General features: G+C 70.4%; 17 protein-coding genes and 1 tRNA gene. 13 read left to right on the top strand and 5 right to left on the bottom strand.

The annotated features are described in order from the left end of the window. Positions 1-154: 154 nt before the first annotated feature. On the bottom strand, positions 155-1,660 hold the full coding sequence (locus ABID77_RS08505; protein ID WP_429593734.1) for a cryptochrome/photolyase family protein: 1,506 nt from the start codon (positions 1,658-1,660) through the stop codon (positions 155-157). Between ABID77_RS08505 and ABID77_RS08500 the strand changes: the two genes are divergently transcribed. The 12 genes from ABID77_RS08500 (at position 1,661) to ABID77_RS08445 (ending at position 9,737) form a co-directional block, all read left to right on the top strand. Further along, a complete protein-coding gene (locus ABID77_RS08500; RefSeq protein WP_429593731.1) occupies positions 1,661-2,260 on the top strand; it encodes a YqgE/AlgH family protein in 600 nt (199 codons plus the stop codon). Continuing rightward, on the top strand, positions 2,253-2,708 hold the full coding sequence (gene ruvX, locus ABID77_RS08495) for a Holliday junction resolvase RuvX (RefSeq protein WP_429594746.1): 456 nt from the start codon (positions 2,253-2,255) through the stop codon (positions 2,706-2,708). The genes ABID77_RS08500 and ruvX overlap by 8 nt, the downstream gene beginning before the upstream one ends. Then, the gene (gene pyrR, locus ABID77_RS08490; RefSeq protein ID WP_429593728.1) at positions 2,705-3,211 is read left to right on the top strand and encodes a bifunctional pyr operon transcriptional regulator/uracil phosphoribosyltransferase PyrR; all 507 of its coding nucleotides are present in this window, start codon (positions 2,705-2,707) and stop codon (positions 3,209-3,211) included. Before ruvX ends, pyrR begins: the two co-directional genes overlap by 4 nt. Then, positions 3,211-4,173 (top strand): aspartate carbamoyltransferase catalytic subunit, encoded by a 963-nt coding sequence (locus ABID77_RS08485; RefSeq protein ID WP_429593725.1) that lies wholly within the window; start codon positions 3,211-3,213, stop codon positions 4,171-4,173. Before pyrR ends, ABID77_RS08485 begins: the two co-directional genes overlap by 1 nt. Before the next feature lie 150 nt (positions 4,174-4,323). Then, complete coding sequence (locus ABID77_RS08480; RefSeq protein ID WP_429593722.1) at positions 4,324-5,640, top strand: dihydroorotase; 1,317 nt, start codon at positions 4,324-4,326, stop codon at positions 5,638-5,640. A 25-nt stretch (positions 5,641-5,665) separates the two neighbouring features. Continuing rightward, a complete protein-coding gene (locus ABID77_RS08475; RefSeq protein WP_429594743.1) occupies positions 5,666-6,421 on the top strand; it encodes a lysophospholipid acyltransferase family protein in 756 nt (251 codons plus the stop codon). A gap of 86 nt (positions 6,422-6,507) precedes the next feature. Then, positions 6,508-7,755, top strand: coding sequence for a YncE family protein (locus ABID77_RS08470; RefSeq protein WP_429593719.1), 1,248 nt, complete (start codon positions 6,508-6,510; stop codon positions 7,753-7,755). A 565-nt stretch (positions 7,756-8,320) separates the two neighbouring features. Next, positions 8,321-8,512 carry a hypothetical protein gene (locus ABID77_RS08465; RefSeq protein WP_429593716.1) on the top strand — a complete coding sequence of 64 codons (192 nt, stop codon included), beginning with the start codon at positions 8,321-8,323 and terminating at the stop codon, positions 8,510-8,512. Next, complete coding sequence (locus ABID77_RS08460; RefSeq protein WP_429593714.1) at positions 8,512-8,787, top strand: hypothetical protein; 276 nt, start codon at positions 8,512-8,514, stop codon at positions 8,785-8,787. Before ABID77_RS08465 ends, ABID77_RS08460 begins: the two co-directional genes overlap by 1 nt. 110 nt (positions 8,788-8,897) lie before the next feature. Further along, a complete protein-coding gene (locus ABID77_RS08455) occupies positions 8,898-9,185 on the top strand; it encodes a hypothetical protein (RefSeq protein WP_429593711.1) in 288 nt (95 codons plus the stop codon). Positions 9,186-9,240: 55 nt separating this feature from the next. Then, positions 9,241-9,510 (top strand): hypothetical protein, encoded by a 270-nt coding sequence (locus tag ABID77_RS08450; protein ID WP_429593708.1) that lies wholly within the window; start codon positions 9,241-9,243, stop codon positions 9,508-9,510. 77 nt (positions 9,511-9,587) lie between these two features. Continuing rightward, complete coding sequence (locus ABID77_RS08445; protein WP_429593705.1) at positions 9,588-9,737, top strand: hypothetical protein; 150 nt, start codon at positions 9,588-9,590, stop codon at positions 9,735-9,737. A gap of 85 nt (positions 9,738-9,822) precedes the next feature. Here ABID77_RS08445 and ABID77_RS08440 read toward each other — a convergent pair whose 3' ends face one another. Both ABID77_RS08440 and ABID77_RS08435 read right to left on the bottom strand, forming a co-directional pair. Further along, the gene (locus ABID77_RS08440) at positions 9,823-10,614 is read right to left on the bottom strand and encodes a DUF7577 domain-containing protein (protein ID WP_429593702.1); all 792 of its coding nucleotides are present in this window, start codon (positions 10,612-10,614) and stop codon (positions 9,823-9,825) included. A 5-nt stretch (positions 10,615-10,619) separates the two neighbouring features. Then, positions 10,620-11,135, bottom strand: coding sequence for a GAF domain-containing protein (locus ABID77_RS08435; RefSeq protein WP_429593698.1), 516 nt, complete (start codon positions 11,133-11,135; stop codon positions 10,620-10,622). A 215-nt stretch (positions 11,136-11,350) separates the two neighbouring features. Here ABID77_RS08435 and ABID77_RS08430 point away from each other — a divergent pair, with 215 nt between their 5' ends. Continuing rightward, complete coding sequence (locus tag ABID77_RS08430) at positions 11,351-11,617, top strand: hypothetical protein (protein ID WP_429593696.1); 267 nt, start codon at positions 11,351-11,353, stop codon at positions 11,615-11,617. Here the strand turns inward: ABID77_RS08430 and ABID77_RS08425 are convergent. Further along, positions 11,584-11,658: transfer RNA gene (locus tag ABID77_RS08425), tRNA-Arg, on the bottom strand. The two genes, ABID77_RS08430 and ABID77_RS08425, sit on opposite strands and share 34 nt — an antisense overlap. A gap of 57 nt (positions 11,659-11,715) precedes the next feature. Continuing rightward, positions 11,716-15,774 carry a translocation/assembly module TamB domain-containing protein gene (locus ABID77_RS08420; protein WP_429593693.1) on the bottom strand — a complete coding sequence of 1,353 codons (4,059 nt, stop codon included), beginning with the start codon at positions 15,772-15,774 and terminating at the stop codon, positions 11,716-11,718. Positions 15,775-15,861 lie beyond the last annotated feature (87 nt).

Here is a 15,861-nt window from a genome sequence, read left to right as displayed (position 1 = left end):
GATTCCGAACAAGTTGTTACGATCATCGTCGATCGCCGCGCGGCTGTAAACGCGGCATCGGGCGCGTGTGAACGCTTCCCCACCCCGTTGCCGGCCGGGCGGAGGTATCCGATCTAAGTTAACACACGCTCCGGGAGAGCCGACCACGCGTCCTTCAGCGCTTCTTCGCCTGACCGTCGACGGCCGGCGCGCGCACGGCGCCGTAGCGCTGCAGCGTGCGGTCGCGCGCTTCGGCGTGGTCGACGACCGGCCGGGGGTAGTCCTGACCCAGCTTCAGGCCGGCGGCCTCGAGTTCGACCGGGCTCGCCGCCCAGGGCGCGTGGATCATGGCGTTGGAGAGCTTCGCGAGCTGCGGCAGGTAGCGGCGGATGAACTTGCCCTCGGGGTCGAAACGCTTGCTCTGCGAGACGGGATTGAAGATGCGGAAGTAGGGCTGGGCGTCGCAGCCGCTCGAGCTCGCCCATTGCCAGCCGCCGTTGTTGGACGCTAGCTCGTAGTCGTTGAGGTGCAGGGCGAAGTACGCCTCGCCGCGCCGCCAGTCGATTCCCAGGTCCTTGCACAGGAAGCAGGCCACCACCATGCGCAGGCGGTTGTGCATGTAGCCGGTCTGGTTGATCTGGGCCATCGCCGCGTCGACCAGCGGGTAGCCGGTGCGGCCCTCGCACCAGGCGGCGAACAGGGCGTCGGCCTGCTTGCCGTGGTGCCAGACGATGCGGTCGTACTCGGGCTTGAAGCTCTTGCCCTCGGCGACGCGGGGATGGTGCGCGAGCACCTGGGAATAGAAGTCGCGCCAGATCAGCTCGCTCAGCCAGACCGCCGCGCCGGCGTTGCCCTGCAGCGAGAGCCGGTGGGCGACGCCGGCGAGCTGGCGGATCGACACCGTGCCGAAGCGCAGATGCACGCTCAAATAGCTCGGCCCGCGCACCGCCGGGAAGTCGCGCGCGGTGTCGTAGTGGTCGATGCGGCCGAAGAAGTCCTCGAACAGCGCCGCGCCGCCCTGGGTGCCGGTGGGGATCTCCAGTGCCCGCAGGTTGGTGGGCTCGAAGCCGAGGTCGGCCAGCGACGGCACGGGGGTCCGGTAAGCCTCCGATGGCGGCACCAGCGCGTCGGCATGACCGCGCGAGGGGTAGGCCTTGAGGTGATAGTCGTCGAGCCTGGCCAGCCAGGCGCGCTTGTAAGGCGTGAACACGGCGTAGGGCTGGCCGGCCTTGGTCCGCACCTCGTCGCGCTCGAAGATCGTCTGGTCCTTGGCGGTGTGGAAGGCGATGCCCGCGTTGGCGAGCGCGCCGAGCACCCGGGCGTCGCGCGCGATGGCGGCGGGCTCGTGGTCGCGGTTGGCGTAGACCGCCTGCACGCCCAGGGCGGCGGCCAGGGCCGGAACCTCCTCCTCGGCGACGGCGTGGCGCACGATCAGCCCGCCGCCGAGCGCGCGCAGGTCGGCCTCAAGCTCGACGAGCGATTCGCGGATGAACTCGACGCGCCGGTCGGCGCGCGGCAAGTCGTCGAGGATGGCGCGATCGAACACGAAGACGCACAGCACTTCGCGGCAATGGCGCAGGGCCATCCAGAGCGCGGCGTTGTCGTCCACGCGCAGGTCGCGGCGCAGCCAGAGGAGTCCCTTGGGATAGGTCTTGTCGACGGCCGGTAAAATCGGAGGCATATGGCTTCCGATTCTGCCCGCATGAACCTCACGCATCATTTCCTGATCGCGATGCCGGGGATGGAGGATCAGGCCTTCAGCCGCAGCGTCGTCTACCTCTGCGAGCACAGCGAGCGCGGCGCGCTCGGCCTGGTGATCAACAAGCCCAGCGACATCAACCTGCAGGCGCTGTTCGACAAGATCGAACTCCACCTCGCGCGGCCCGAACTCGGCGCCGCGCCCGTCTTCCAGGGCGGCCCGGTGCAGACCGAACGTGGCTTCGTGCTGCACGAGCCGGTCTTCGCCGCCGCCGACCGGCCCGAGGAGTCGGTCTACGCCTCCACCATGACGATTCCCGGCGGCCTGGAGATGACCACCTCCAAGGACGTGCTCGAGGCCATGGCCACCGGCGCCGGTCCGCGCCGGGTGCTGGTCTCGCTGGGTTATTCGGCCTGGGGCGAGGGCCAGCTCGAATCCGAACTGGCCGAGAACAGCTGGCTCACCGTCGGCGCCGATCCGGCCGTGATCTTCGACACTCCCGTCGCCGAGCGCTACGACCGCGCGTTGCTGTTGCTCGGCCTGGAGGCCTGGACGCTCTCGCCCGATGCCGGCCATGCGTGAGGCCGAGGGCGGAAGCCCTCCGACGACGACCGCCGACCCTGCCACGTCCGTGCCCGTCGCGGTCCACGGCCAGACCTTCCTCGCCTTCGACTACGGTCAGAAGCGCACCGGCGTGGCCATCGGCAACCGCCTGCTGGGCACCGCCACGCCGCAGGCCACGATCCGCGCCGAGGGCGACGCGCGCTTCGCCCCGATCGCCGCGCGCATCAAGGAATGGCAGCCCGACGCGCTGGTGATCGGCGTGCCGTTTCATCCCGACGGCGCGAGCCACGAGAACACGGCCAGGGCGCGTCGCTTCGCGCGCCAGCTGCGCGGGCGCTTCGGCCTGCCGGTCCACGAGGTCGACGAGCGCTACAGCACGACCGAGGCCCTGGCCTCCGGCGCGCGCGATGCCGATGCCGCTTCGGCCTGCATCATCCTGGAGCAATTTTTGAGGAGCCTTTCTTGAGTGCAACGAATCCCGTTCCCGACGCCGAGGCGCTCTATGGCGACCTGCTGCGCGGCGTGCAGGCGCTGGTGAGCGCCGACACGCGCCTGGTGGGCATCGCCTCCGGCGGCGTCTGGCTGGTCGAGCGACTGCAGCGCGACCTCGGCCTGGCCGGCACGGCCGGCGTCATCTCCTCGGCCATGCACCGCGACGACTTCGCGCGCCGCGGCCTCTCCAGCAGCGCCCAGACCGCGCTGCCCTTCGACGTCAACGGCGCCGACGTGCTGCTGCTCGACGACGTGCTCTACACCGGCCGCACCATCCGCGCCGTGCTCAACGAGCTGTTCGACTTCGGCCGGCCGGCGCGCGTGCGCCTGGCCGTGCTGGTCGACCGGGGCGGGCGCGAGCTGCCCGTGGCGGCGGATTTCGCGGCCGCGCGGCTCGCGCTGCCCGGGACGCAGTCGCTGGCCCTGGCGCGCGACGCCCAGGGTTCGTTCAGCCTGCAGGTGGAGGCCAGCGCCTGATGCTTTACAAGCGCAATCCGCAGCTCAACAAGCACGGCGAGCTGGTCCACCTGCTGTCGATCGAGGGCCTGCCCAAGGGTATCCTCACGCACATCCTCGACACCGCCGCCAACTTCACCAGCGTGAGCGACCGCGAGGTCAAGAAGGTGCCGCTGCTGCGCGGCAAGAGCGTCTTCAACCTGTTCTTCGAGAACTCGACGCGCACCCGCACCACCTTCGAGATCGCCGCCAAGCGCCTGTCGGCCGACGTCTTCAACCTCGACATCGCGCGCTCCTCGGCGAGCAAGGGCGAGTCGCTGCTCGACACCATCGCCAACCTCTCGGCGATGGCGGCCGACATCTTCGTCGTGCGCCACGGCGAGTCGGGCGCACCCTATCTGATCGCGCAGCACGTCGCGCCGCACGTGCACGTGGTCAATGCCGGCGACGGCCGACACGCGCACCCCACGCAGGGGCTGCTCGACATGTTCACGATCCGCCACTACAAGAAGGATTTCGCGAACCTGACGGTGGCCATCGTCGGCGACGTGCTGCACTCGCGCGTGGCGCGCTCGGACATCCACGCGCTCACCACGCTCGGTTGCGCCGAGGTGCGGGTGGTCGGCCCCCGCACCCTGGTGCCCGGCGACATGGCCGGCATGGGCGTGCGCGTGTGCCACACGCTGGAGGAGGGCATCCGCGACTGCGACGTGATCATCATGCTGCGCCTGCAGAACGAGCGCATGAGCGGGGCGCTGCTGCCCTCCAGCCAGGAATTCTTCAAGACCTACGGCCTGACGCCGGAGAAGCTCCAACTGGCCAAGTCCGACTGCATCGTGATGCACCCGGGACCGATCAACCGCGGCGTCGAGATCGACTCGGCCGTGGTCGACGGCGCGCAGAGCGTGATCCTGCCGCAGGTCACCTTCGGCATCGCGGTCCGCATGGCCGTCATGAGCATCGTGGCGGGTAACGAAGCATAGGAATGTGGCTCGCCCCCCGTCTTCGCGCACTTCGTGTCGCTCCGCCGACCCCCTCCCGGGGGCAATGCCTGCCGCCCGGCGGAGCCGGTTCGGTGGCATTCCCAGAAAACTTCCTTGCGTGGCATCGGTCGCGCTGACGGACGCATCGCCATGAACATCCTCATCACCAACGGTCGGGTGGTCGACCCGCATTCGGGCTTCGACCAGTCCGCCGACGTCGCCATCGCGGGCGGCAAGATCGTGTCGATCGGCGCGGCGCCGGCCGGCTTCCAGGCCGAGCGCCGGCTCGACGCGACGGGCTGCATCGTCGCCCCGGGCCTGGTCGACCTGGCCGCGCGGCTGCGCGAGCCCGGCCACGAGCACGAGGGCATGCTGGAGAGCGAACTCGCCGCGGCGGTGGCCGGTGGCGTGACCAGCCTGGTCTGCCCGCCCGACACCGATCCCGTGCTCGACGAGCCGGGCCTGGTCGAGATGCTGCACTACCGCGCCCGCAAGCTGCGGCGCGCGCGGCTCTTCCCGCTCGGCGCGGTCACGCGCGGACTCGCGGGCGAAGTGCTCACCGAGATGGTCGCGCTCACCGAGGCCGGCTGCGTCGGCTTCAGCCAGGCCGACGTGCCGCTGGGCAGCACCCAGGTGCTGCAGCGCGCGCTGTCGTACGCCAGCACCTTCGGCTACACGGTCTGGCTGCGGCCGCAGGACCGCGACCTCGGCAAGGGCGTGGCGGCCAGCGGTGCGCTGGCGACGCGGCTGGGCCTGGCCGGCGTGCCGGTGGCGGCCGAGACCATCGCGCTGTTCACCATCTTCGAACTGGTCAAGGGCACCGGCGCCCGCGTCCACCTGTGCCGGCTCTCCAGCGCGGCCGGCGTGGCCCTGGTGCGCGCGGCCAAGGCCGAGGGCCTGCCGGTGACCTGCGACGTCAGCATCAATTCGCTCCACCTGACCGATGCCGACATCGGCTACTTCGACCCGCGCGCGCGCCTGAATCCGCCCCTGCGCCAGCAGCGCGACCGCGACGCCCTCTCCGCCGCGCTGGCCGACGGCACCATCGACGCGCTGGTCTCCGACCACACCCCGGTCGACGCCGACGCCAAGACGCTTCCGTTCGCCGAGAGCGAACCCGGCGCCACCGGGCTCGAACTGCTGCTGCCGCTGGCGCTCAAGTGGGGCGAGGAGAGCGGTGCCGGTCTGACGCGCGCGCTGGAGGCCGTCACGGCCGCGCCCGCGCGCATCCTCACCGCACCGGAAGCGGCAGGCGCGGGACGGCTCGTCGAGGGCGGCTGGGCGGACCTGTGCGTCATCGACCCGACGCTCGAATGGCAGGTCCTGTCCGAGGCACTGCGCAGCCAGGGCAAGAGCACGCCGTTCAGCGGCTACGCCCTGCGCGGCGCGGCCCGGGCCACCCTGGTGGGCGGGCGGATCGTGCACGAGCAGATGTCAGCGCCCGACGCGGTGGGTCGGGTCGGCTGACGACGCCCGGGACACGCGGCCGGTGATCGGATCGCTTCGTACCGGCTGGCGGCTGCTGCGCGTCATCGCCCACATGCTCGGCGGCTGGTGGACCATCCGCCGTCGCTTTCCCGATCTGACGCTGGACCGGCGCGAGCGCGAGGTCGAGCGCTGGGCGCGTGGCATGCTGGCCTTGATGGGCGTGCGCCTGGACGTGCAGGGCACCCCACCCGCCGGCGGTCCGGTGCTGCTGGTGTGCAACCACCTGTCGTGGCTCGACATCCTGGCGATCCACGCCGCACGGCATGTGCGTTTCGTCTCCAAGTCGGACGTGCGCCGCTGGCCGGTGATCGGCATGCTGGCCGATGGCGCCGGCACGCTCTACATCGAGCGCGAACGGCGCCGCGACGCGCTGCGCGTGGCGCACCACATGGCCGAAGCCTTGCGCGCCGGCGACCTCATCGCGGTGTTCCCGGAGGGCACGACCAGCGACGGCCGTGACGTGCTGCCCTTTCACGCCAATCTGCTCCAGGCCGCGATCTCCGCGGACGCGCCGGTGCAGCCCATGGCGCTGCGCTTCGTCGACAACGCCAGCGGCGCGCCGAGCCTCGCGGCGCGCTACATCGACGACGACGACCTGCTCACCTCGCTCTGGCGGGTGCTCGGCGCGCCGCCCCTGCGTGCGATCGTGCGCTTCGGCGAGCCGCAGCCCGCCGCGGACCGGGAACGCCGCGAATGGGCCGCGTCGCTGCATGCCGACGTGCAGGCGCTGCGACGCGAGATGCGTCGAGAAATGCGTTGAGAGAGAAGATCGATCACGCTCGCGACGACGCATCCGCCGAGAACGAACCGGTTTTTCCATCACGACCACGAAGAGAGACGAACGCCATGCAGTTATTCCGTCCCGCCCCCAGCGCCCTTCCTCCGTACCGGCATCCGCACGCATCGCGTCGGGGAACCGCCATCGTGGTCGCGCTCTGCGCCGCCGCTGCGCTCGCCGGTTGCGCCGGCTTGCCGCCGTCGACCGCCGCCACGCCCAAGCGCCAGCTCATGCTCGTGGCCAACGACGAGAAACAGTCGTGGAACGACGCCGGCGGCGTCGTCCTGGGCCCGCACGGGCGCGACACCGTTCAGGTGCTCGACATCGGCCCCGATCCGCTCGTGCCCCGGCTCGTCGGTTCGCTGGCGCTGGACAACACCATCGCCGGTCCGCCGACCAACCTGGCCATCCATCCCGACGAGACGCTGGCGCTGGTCGCCAACTCGCTCAACGTGGTCGAGGAGGGCGGCGTGCGCCGGCAGGTGCCGGACAACCGCCTCTTCGTGATCGACCTCGCGGCCACGCCGCCGGTGCTGCTCGACACGCTCGCCGTCGGCCGCCAACCCTCGGGCCTGTCCATCAACCGCGCCGGCACGCTGGCGCTGGTGGCGCACCGGGCCGACAACTCGGTCGGCGTGCTGCGCATCGAAGGCCGCAAGGTCACGCTGATCGACACCGTGGCGATGGGCGAGTCGGTCGCGCACGTGCGCTTCACGCCCGACGGCAGACGCGCGCTGGCGGTCAAGTTCCCGAGCCACAAGGTCGCGCTGCTCGACGTCGACGGCGAGAAGGTGAGCTACAACAAGGTCGATCTAGCCGCCGGCCTGTGGCCCTACAACGTCGACGTGACGCCCGACGGCCGGCTCGCGCTCACGGCCGACAACGGCAACGCCGGCGCCTCGGACGGGCAGGTCGACACGGTCAGCGTGATCGACCTCGAGGCCGTGCCGCCGCGCGTGGTCGACAAGGTCGTGGTGGGGGACGGCCCCGAAGGCCTGGTCATCAGCCCGACCGGCAGGCTGGCCGTGGCGGTCATCCTGCGCGGCAGCAACGCGGCGAAGAACGCCTATTTCCATCAGCGCAACGGCTCGGTCGTGGCTTTGAAGATCGATGGCAAGAAGGTCACGCGCGGCAACGAGGTCGAGGTGCGCGGCCTGCCCGAAGGCGCGGTGTTCAGCGCCGACGGCCGGTACCTCTACGTCGGCAACTTCATCGATCGCGACATCAGCATCCTGCGCGTCGACGGCGACACGTTGGTCGACACCGGGCGCTCGTTCGGTCTCCAGGGCCATCCGGCCGCGATGCGCGGCAGGTAGAAGCGACCTCGGTCTTCGCGCATTTCGTGTCGCTGCGCCAACAATCCTGGCAGGGGCGGCACCGGCGAACTGGCCGAGCCGGTCCCGCGGTACCCCGGCTTTGGATCCGTGCCCGTCGGCAACCACGGCGAGCGCGGTCCAAAAAAAAGCGCCCCGAAGGACGCTTGGAACAACGTCTTGCGACGTCGCGAGGAGGAAACTGTTGGAGCGTCGTCTGTGATTTTGGTTCAGACGATTCCCAAAAATAAATCAGGAGAGGTACGTCACAGAATGCCGAAAATCTTGAGGGCAATAATGGCGACCACCGGGACCCCGCAGAGCCAAAGAATGATGCTTTTCACGAAAGGTCCCGTCGGTTGAGTGAATGAGGCTTGACCCTAACCGTGCGATGAGCTTGCGCAGTGAAAGAAAAGGCAAGTCGACGTCGTGGGTCGGTGCCTACACGGACCGTGATCCAAGTGAGAAAGCGAAAGTATTCACAAAATGAGCTCAGCTCTCTGTGCGTGCAAACTTTATGATTGAATTTAGCTTGTCAAGCTCGGGAACATTAATCACAATTGATTACATGAACCGCTCGAATCAACAAGCACACGAATGGTGGAAAGACAGTCTCGACGACAACCAGCGCCAGATGCGCCTGTCGTCGGTCAGGGCCGGCTTGCGGCATCAGTATGCCGTCGCTTGGCGACGCAATCTCGTGCGATTGGGCATTCTCGTGGCGATCCCGGTCGCGTTGCGTTTCGTGTCGGTCCTGTGATGGTGGGCGATCACCATCGTTTCGCACGACTGAGCGATACCGACCTGTCGGACATCGCGCAGGCGATGCGCCTGCAGGCCCAGGACAACGCGGCATCGATCGGGATCGCGAACGCTCTCGAAACGATCGTCCAGCGTCGCTGCGAAGTCCAGGAAGCTCGGCGACGACGCAACCCGGCCCGGGTCGGGCTTTTGGCCCTGCAGCGGTTCACGTGCTGGGCGTCGGTTCGCGCTTCCCTGCGCATCGACGCGGCGCTGGGGCGTTTCCAGTCCTGAAACGTGCGAAGGGGGTCGGTGCGCACCTACACCAAAGACCGCGTCGGCGCACGTTGACCTCGCATTTCGGGGTCGATCGTGAGCCTTCATCCCTTTTGCAGGAGTTTCCCGTGAACGACCATCGAACCCAGTCACGCCACGTGCCGCCGGAGCCGGGCGATCCGGCCCGGCCCAATCCGTCGACCATCGACAACAGCGAACAGGCCAAGAAGGCATCGCCTGCATTCCGGGAGGCCTTGGAAAAGGACGATGCGCGCGAGGCCCAATCCGACTTCGCGATCGACAAGGATCTGTGGGGAAGATCCGGCGCCGGTCCGGACGCGAGCAAGACCGATCCCGAGGATTCGCTGAAGACGCCGCCGCCGCGCACCCGACACGAAGAAGGTTACGGCGAATGACGGATGCCGGGCCCGCACGGCGGGTCCCGGACCGGCGACGCCAGACTCCGCCTCCATGCCACTCGAGATCCTCCATCTGTTGGCTCGCAAGAAACTGCCGGTGTCGGTCCACGGCATCCGGAAGGTGGAAGCCGTTCGCGTGCTGGTGCTGAGCGGACACATCGAGGCGATCTTTCCGGCGATCGAGCCATCGCTCACGCCTGCCAGTCCCGTCGCCGTCGTCACGCGCATCACGCCGATGGGCATGCGCATGCTGCAGAGCTTTCCGAGAGCACGGATTCCCGAGGCGACGAAACAGCGCCGTCGCGACGTTCGCAGGACCTGAGCGGACCGATGGCGGGTGTCTCAAGACCTATACTTTTGTTCAAAATTCCAAAACGTGCTGATTTCACCGGAGGCCCGATGCATCCCGACCTGTTCGCCCTGCTTTTTTCCGTCATCGGCGTCGCCTGGCTGACGATCGTGCCGACCTACCGGGGCTGGCAGGGACTCAATTCTGTGCTGGCGGAGCGGGTCGAAGCCACGGTCGCCGTCCTGGGTCAGCTCAAGTAGGAGCGCTCCAAGGGGCGTGCTTTCGAATCGGGCCTGAAAGTCGACACGCTGGCGCCCGACGCGGGGTTCGAGCAACGTCGCACGATCAGGAAGTCGGCATCGAATTGCGGCGTGCGTCGTCTCTCCGACGCTGTTCCCTGACCAGCTCGCACCGAGGGTGACGTGCATAGGCGGGCAGTTGGCAATGATTGGCCTCGCAGCGTGCGGCGAAGGCGAAGAACAGGTGTTCGCAGCCGACGCGAGGATCCGGTGCCCGTCCACCGCCGGCATTGACGGCGGCCGAGCGCCGGCCGGTGTTGCGGGCAGATGGCGCAGGCTCGGTGTCGGGCGTCGTCGTCTCGGACGACGCGGCTCCTCCGGGAACGCCTTCCGCCAGGGGTGGCGTCGACCCACCCTCCGTCGTCGCTGGACGTGCGCCGTCCGGGGATGCGGAGGGGAGATCGGGCGGCGTCGCCGAACTGTCGGATGCGCGACCGTCTGCCAGTGTCTCGCCCGTCGACAGGGACGCTTCGGGTGGCAGCCGTCCGGCGACGGTGGGATCCGATGCGGGCGCCGGAGTCCGACGTTCCGTATCGGTCGAGGTCAGCACGAACCATGCGATCGAGACCCCGATCGCGACCATCAGCAGCATCGACCAGAGGATGCGCGCGTCCGTGAGACCGAGCCGGAACCGACCCGACGCCGCGGAAGAGGAGGATCGGATCGCGGCCGGTGACGTCGGCGCGGCCCGTCCCCGACCGGTGTGGATTTCCGCGTCCGGTCTGCCATGAGCCGTCGTGCGGCTCGCGACGAAGGCGGGCAGCTTGCCGGCACAGCCACGGCAGAACATCGCCTTGTCGCGGTTCTCGGTGCCGCAGGCCTCGCACCGGACGGTCATGGTCGTCAGGCGGTGGCGATGTTCGACGCGGAAGAGGGATAGGGCGGCAGGTGGCCGTTATTGGCGATGTAGGCCGCCACCAGCAGCATCAGTTCGAGATTCACCTGTTCCGGCTCCCGCGGGACCACGTCGTAGTGGCACAGGGTCGCGAGCACGTTGCCGCTGCTGTCCATCACGGGAACGCCGCAGTAGGTGGCGACCTGTTCGCGGGCGGTGTGCGCCGAGAGTCGCTCGTCGATCAGCGCGTTGGGGGTCTTGAAGGGCGCCCTGTGTTCCCGCACGAAGCAGCAGTACGTGGCGGTGTCGGGGACTTCCTGCGTGCTGGTCGCGGTCGGATCTTCGCGGTCGTAATGCACGACGGCGCTGGCCTTGCCGTCCTGGAAGCGCCACAGGCCGATGAACCGGTAGTCGGTGAGCTTCAGCAAGGTCGCCAGGGCAGCACGCAGATCCTGCGTCCGGTGCGTGACCACGAACTTGGCGAACGCGGCGGATGTCGGGGAGGAGGAGAGTGAGTCGGGCATCGGAACGGCATGAGACCCCGGGTCGCGGGGCCTTCGGGTGGATGCTCGAATTCTACAGAGCGGTCGGCATTCGGCGACTCGGCGCACTTTCTCGACGCCGTTCTGGAATGGGACGAACCGGACCTGCCGTCGATTCCGGAACCCGCCGCCCGCCGGTTCGCCGTCTCACCCGAACGGGGGATGTCCCATTGAAAGATTCCGGACACCATCTTCCAATGGACACCACGAATCTTGACGACGAGGCGCTCGCGGCCACCGCCTATGTGCTGCGGCAACGGGCGAAGCTGGGCGACCGGCAGGCGCGCCGTGCGGTGGACGAGGTGGAAGCGGAACTCAACCGCCGCATCGGGCCGACGCCCTCGCAGGCGGGCGCCCTGGAAGTCGCCGGGCACGCGGCGGTGCATCGGCCGTGGTGGCGGCTCTGGGGAAGCAAGGGGGAGAAGGGGTCTGGTGCCTTCGACAGGAATCGAACCTGTATCTGAGTCTTAGGAGGACCCCGTTCTATCCATTGAACTACGAAGACGCGGGGCAACCAGAACGGCGACTTTAGCAGTTCGCCGGGCCCGGTTGCCCGAGGGGCCTAGTCGTACTTGAGGGTGTAGATCAGGTCCAGCCCGCTCTTCTGACCGGCCTGTCCGCGCAGGGTCAGGCGCTGGGTCAGGTCGTAGAAGACGTAGAGGGTGCCGACCACGCCGCCCAGGCTGCTCTCGTAGGTGACGTAGAAATCCTTCGACAGGCGCTTGCCGACCGTCACGGCCGTCGAACGCAGATCGCTGCCGCTGGACGGACCCTTGAAGCCGATCTCGTCCAGGCCCAGCCGGCTCGCCAGGCTGCCGCCCGATCCGCCCTTGCCCAGTCCGCCCAGCAAGGCGAGCGCCGCCTGCTGCATCAGCACCGATTCCCCGCCGCTGGTGGCCGACGCCCGGCCGAGCACCACCCACGACAGCGTCTCGACGTCCGAGAGCTGCGGCTCCGAGTACAGGCGCACGCGCGGCGCCTGCGCCGTGCCGCTGATCTGCACGCCGGCGCGGTAGGCGATGTTGGGCCGGATCGCCAGGATGTCGAGCGAGGGGTTGTCGTACGGGCCGTTGAAGCGCGCGATGCCGGTCTCGACGTCGAGCTGCTGGCCGTAGGCGCGGTACTGGCCGCGCACGGTACGCACCTCGCCGGTGATGCGCGGGGGCGCGCCCAGGGCGTTGCTGCGGATGTCGAGGTTGCCCTCGAGGCGCGTCGTGATGCCGCGTCCCTGGACCGCGAAATCCTTGCCGAGGTCGAAGTTCACGGCGATGTCGGGCGGTTTCGCCGTCTGCGGCTGCACGACCCGCGCCTCGGTGCGCTCGGCGGCGTCGCGGGCCTTGGCCGCCTTCTCGTCGGCCTCGCGCGCGCGCGCGGCCGAACGCACCACCACGTCGCTGCCCAGGCTGGGCGCCGTCTCGTCGGGCAGGATGATCACGGCGCGGTCGGTCACGAGCTTGCCGCGCACGGTGATCTGGCCGTTGTCCAGGCGCGTCTGCAGGTCGCCCGACACCGTGATCTGGCGGTCCGAACGCACCAGCAGGCGCAGGCTGCGCAGCTCGGTCTGCAGCGCCATGCGGATGCCCGAGGCGTCGCCGCCGGCCGGTGCCGTCCCCCAGCGCAGTTCGCCGCGTCCGGAGAGCGTGCCGCCGTCGCGGCCCGCCTCGCCGGCCGCCGTGCTCAGGTTGCCGCTCTGCCCGGCGATGCGCGCGCCGCTGGCGGCACCGCCCTTGAGCGTGAATTCCGTGACGTCGACGCGGTCGCCCGAGAGCGTCGCGCGCAGGCGCCCGTCGCGCAGGTCGATGCCCTCGACGAGCGCGCGCAGCGCGAGGCTGTCGGCTCCCAGGGTGCCGTTCCAGCGCGGCGCGGCGCGGTTGCCCGACAGCGCGGCGTCGGCGTCGAGCGTGCCGGCGATGCGCCAGCCCGGCGGCGCCAGCATCGACCAGACGCCCAGGCTCGGCAGCCGTGCCTTGACGTTGCCGGCCAGCGGCGCGTCGGCCGCCCATTGCCAACCGCCGTCACGCTTCGTCACTCGGGTCGAGGCCTCGGCGTTGATTTGGCCGGCGCGTTCGCTGTCCCAGGTCAGGCGGGCGCGCACGTCCTCGCCCTGCGCGTCGAGGCGCAGTTCGGCCTGGCGCAGCCCGGCGGGCGTGCTCGGTCCGGCCGTGCCGGAGCCGGCGGCCGAATCCATCACGATCTCGCTCTTCGCGCCGCTGCCGTGGCTGCGGATGCGGGTCACGAGCGCGGCCTCGCCGGCCTGCACGCGGATGTCGCCGCTGCGGCGCGCGAGCCGGGCGCTGGCGCGCAGGGCGTCACCGGCGTCGATGTCCCATTCGCCATCGAAGATCAGGTCGCCGCCGATGCCCAGGCTGGCGAGCGAGGTGCTGGCGTCGAAGGCTTCGGCCCAGCTCATCGGCAGGCCGACCATGCGGCCCTTCGACTGCACGCGCACGACGCTCTGCGCGCCGCTGCCGGTCTGGCGGAAGCGCACCGGCTCCCATTCGAAGCGCAGCGTGCCGGGCACTGGGCCCTGCACGGCGGCGCTGCCGGACGAGGTGTCGATCTCGAGTCCGCCCGGCGTGGTGCGCACGTCGGCCGAGGCCGCGGCGCCCAGCGTCACGGTCCAGGGGCCGGGCCGGGTGCTGTCCATCGCCTGCAGCCGCAGGCTGGCCAGCCGGGCGCGCCAGTGGCCGGCGCGTTCGAGCGCGCCGCTGGCGCGCGTGTCGAGCTTCACGTCGAGCGTGCCGGTGCGCGCCTGGCCGCGCAGGTCGAGCGTGGCTTGCGCCAGGCTGCCGCCGACTTCGGCGCGCACGTCGCGCAGCTGCACCGACTGCGGGGCCGGTGCCGGCACGGGTGCGGACGTTGCGGTGGTCGAAGCCGATGAAACAGCCGCCGCCGCCGGCAGGCGCAGGTCCAGGCGCGGCGCGATCAGCGTGGCCTGCAGCGTGGGCTCGACCATGCCGCGCGGCGCCGGCGTGGTGACGCTCTGCAACCGACGCTGGACCGCTTCCCAGCCGCCCTGCCAGCGGGCGTCCAGGCGCGCGCTGCCATCGGCCGACGCGCCGGCGAAGACCTTTGACAGGCCCGGCAGCCGTTCGATCCAGCGCTGCATCGCCGCCGCGTCGTCGATCCGCGCCTTGACCTCGCCGCCGCCCTGGGCCGGCGCGATGCGACCCTGCACCTGTGCGTTGCCGCCGGGCAGCTCGACCTTCAGGTCGCCGCTGCCCGCGCGTTCGGCGACGCGCGCCTGCAGCGTGCCTTCGACGCGCGCCTGCGCGGCTTCGATGCGCAGGGTGCGCAGGTCGAGGACCTGGTCCTTCCACTGTCCCTGCGCCAGCGCGCGATCGAGCCGCACGCCCTGCAGCGCGGCGCTGCCGGCCGCGCCCTGGGCCTGCAGCGCGACGTCGAACAGCAGGGCCGCATCGGCGCGCTGCTCGACGCTGGCGCGACCGCCGATCGGTGCCCCGGCAAGCTGCGTGTGCAGTGCGCCGGGCTGCACGCCGGCGACGGTGGCGTCCACCTTCCAGGGTTCCGGCGCCGGACGCCATTCGCCCGCCGCCTCGATGCGGCCGCCGCCGGTGCGGATCGTCGCGGCCGGCACGGTCCAGGTCCGGCCGTCGAACAGGGCGCGCGCCTCGACGCGGTCGAGCGGCAGGCCGCCGCGGTCCCATGGCGCGGGTCGGGCATTGCGGATGTCGGCGTTGAGCTGCCAGCCGTTGGCGGCGTCGGGGCCGGCGCGCACGGTGCCGCTCAGCAGCGTCGACGGCGCCTGCGGCAGCAGGACGGCGAGGTCGATGTCGCGCAGGGTGGCGTCGGCGTCGATCACCGGCTGCTTCTGCCAGGGCGCCAGGGTGGCGCGCACGTCGGCCTGCATGGCGGCGTCGGCGGCCGGCTCGGCCGGGCGCACCCGGGCCGTCACGGCCAGCCGGGCATCGGTGCCGGCGAGGGCACCCTGGGCGGTGGCCTGAGCGAGCACGTCGAGCGTGCGGCCCTCGGTCAGCGGTGTGCGCACGCGGCCGTCGAGCGCGGCGTCGAGCGCCATCGGTGCCGCCCCCTGCAGGCCGACGCGCGCGGCGTAGCGGCCGTCGGCCACGTCCACGCCGTCGACCACCAGGGCGTGCTGCGTCGTGGCGCGCGCATAGCGATAGCTGCCGGCGAGGTTCTTCGCCTCCACCACCGGTGGCCCGGCCCAGCGGATGCTGTCGACGCGGAAGGGCAATTCGATGTCCACCGGCAGCACGATCGGCTCCAGGGGCGCGAGCGGCTCCGACGGCTTTTCCTCGACCGGGCCGCGACGCTCCAGCAGCACCTGTGCGACATGGACTTCGCCCAGGCGCACCTGGCGGTCGAGCAACGGCCGGAGCTGCCAGCCGATCGTGACGTCGCGCAGCTCGACGGCGAGCGTCGGGCTCTGCCAGCGCAGGAAGCCGATGCGGCCGCCCTGGCGCAGCGAGCCGGTCACATCGCGGCTCTCCAGCGTCTGTCCGGCCGGTACGTAGCGCGCCGCCCGGTCGAGCGAGAACGCCAGCGACTGGGCGGAGCCGAGCCACCACCACGCCGCGGCGCCGAGGGCGACCAGCAGGGCCAGCAGCACGCCGACGGTCCAGGCCAGCGCGCGCAGCATCCGCCGGGTCGGCGAGCGACGCGGCGGCTGTGGCGTCGGAGGAGGCGGATTGGACGGGGAGGAGGGAACCGGCGGCAGGGGCGCGGT

The sequence above is a fragment of the Variovorax sp. PvP013 genome (genome assembly GCF_050435945.1).
Classification (GTDB): domain Bacteria; phylum Pseudomonadota; class Gammaproteobacteria; order Burkholderiales; family Burkholderiaceae_C; genus Variovorax.
This window is presented reverse-complemented; position numbering and strand designations above follow the sequence as displayed.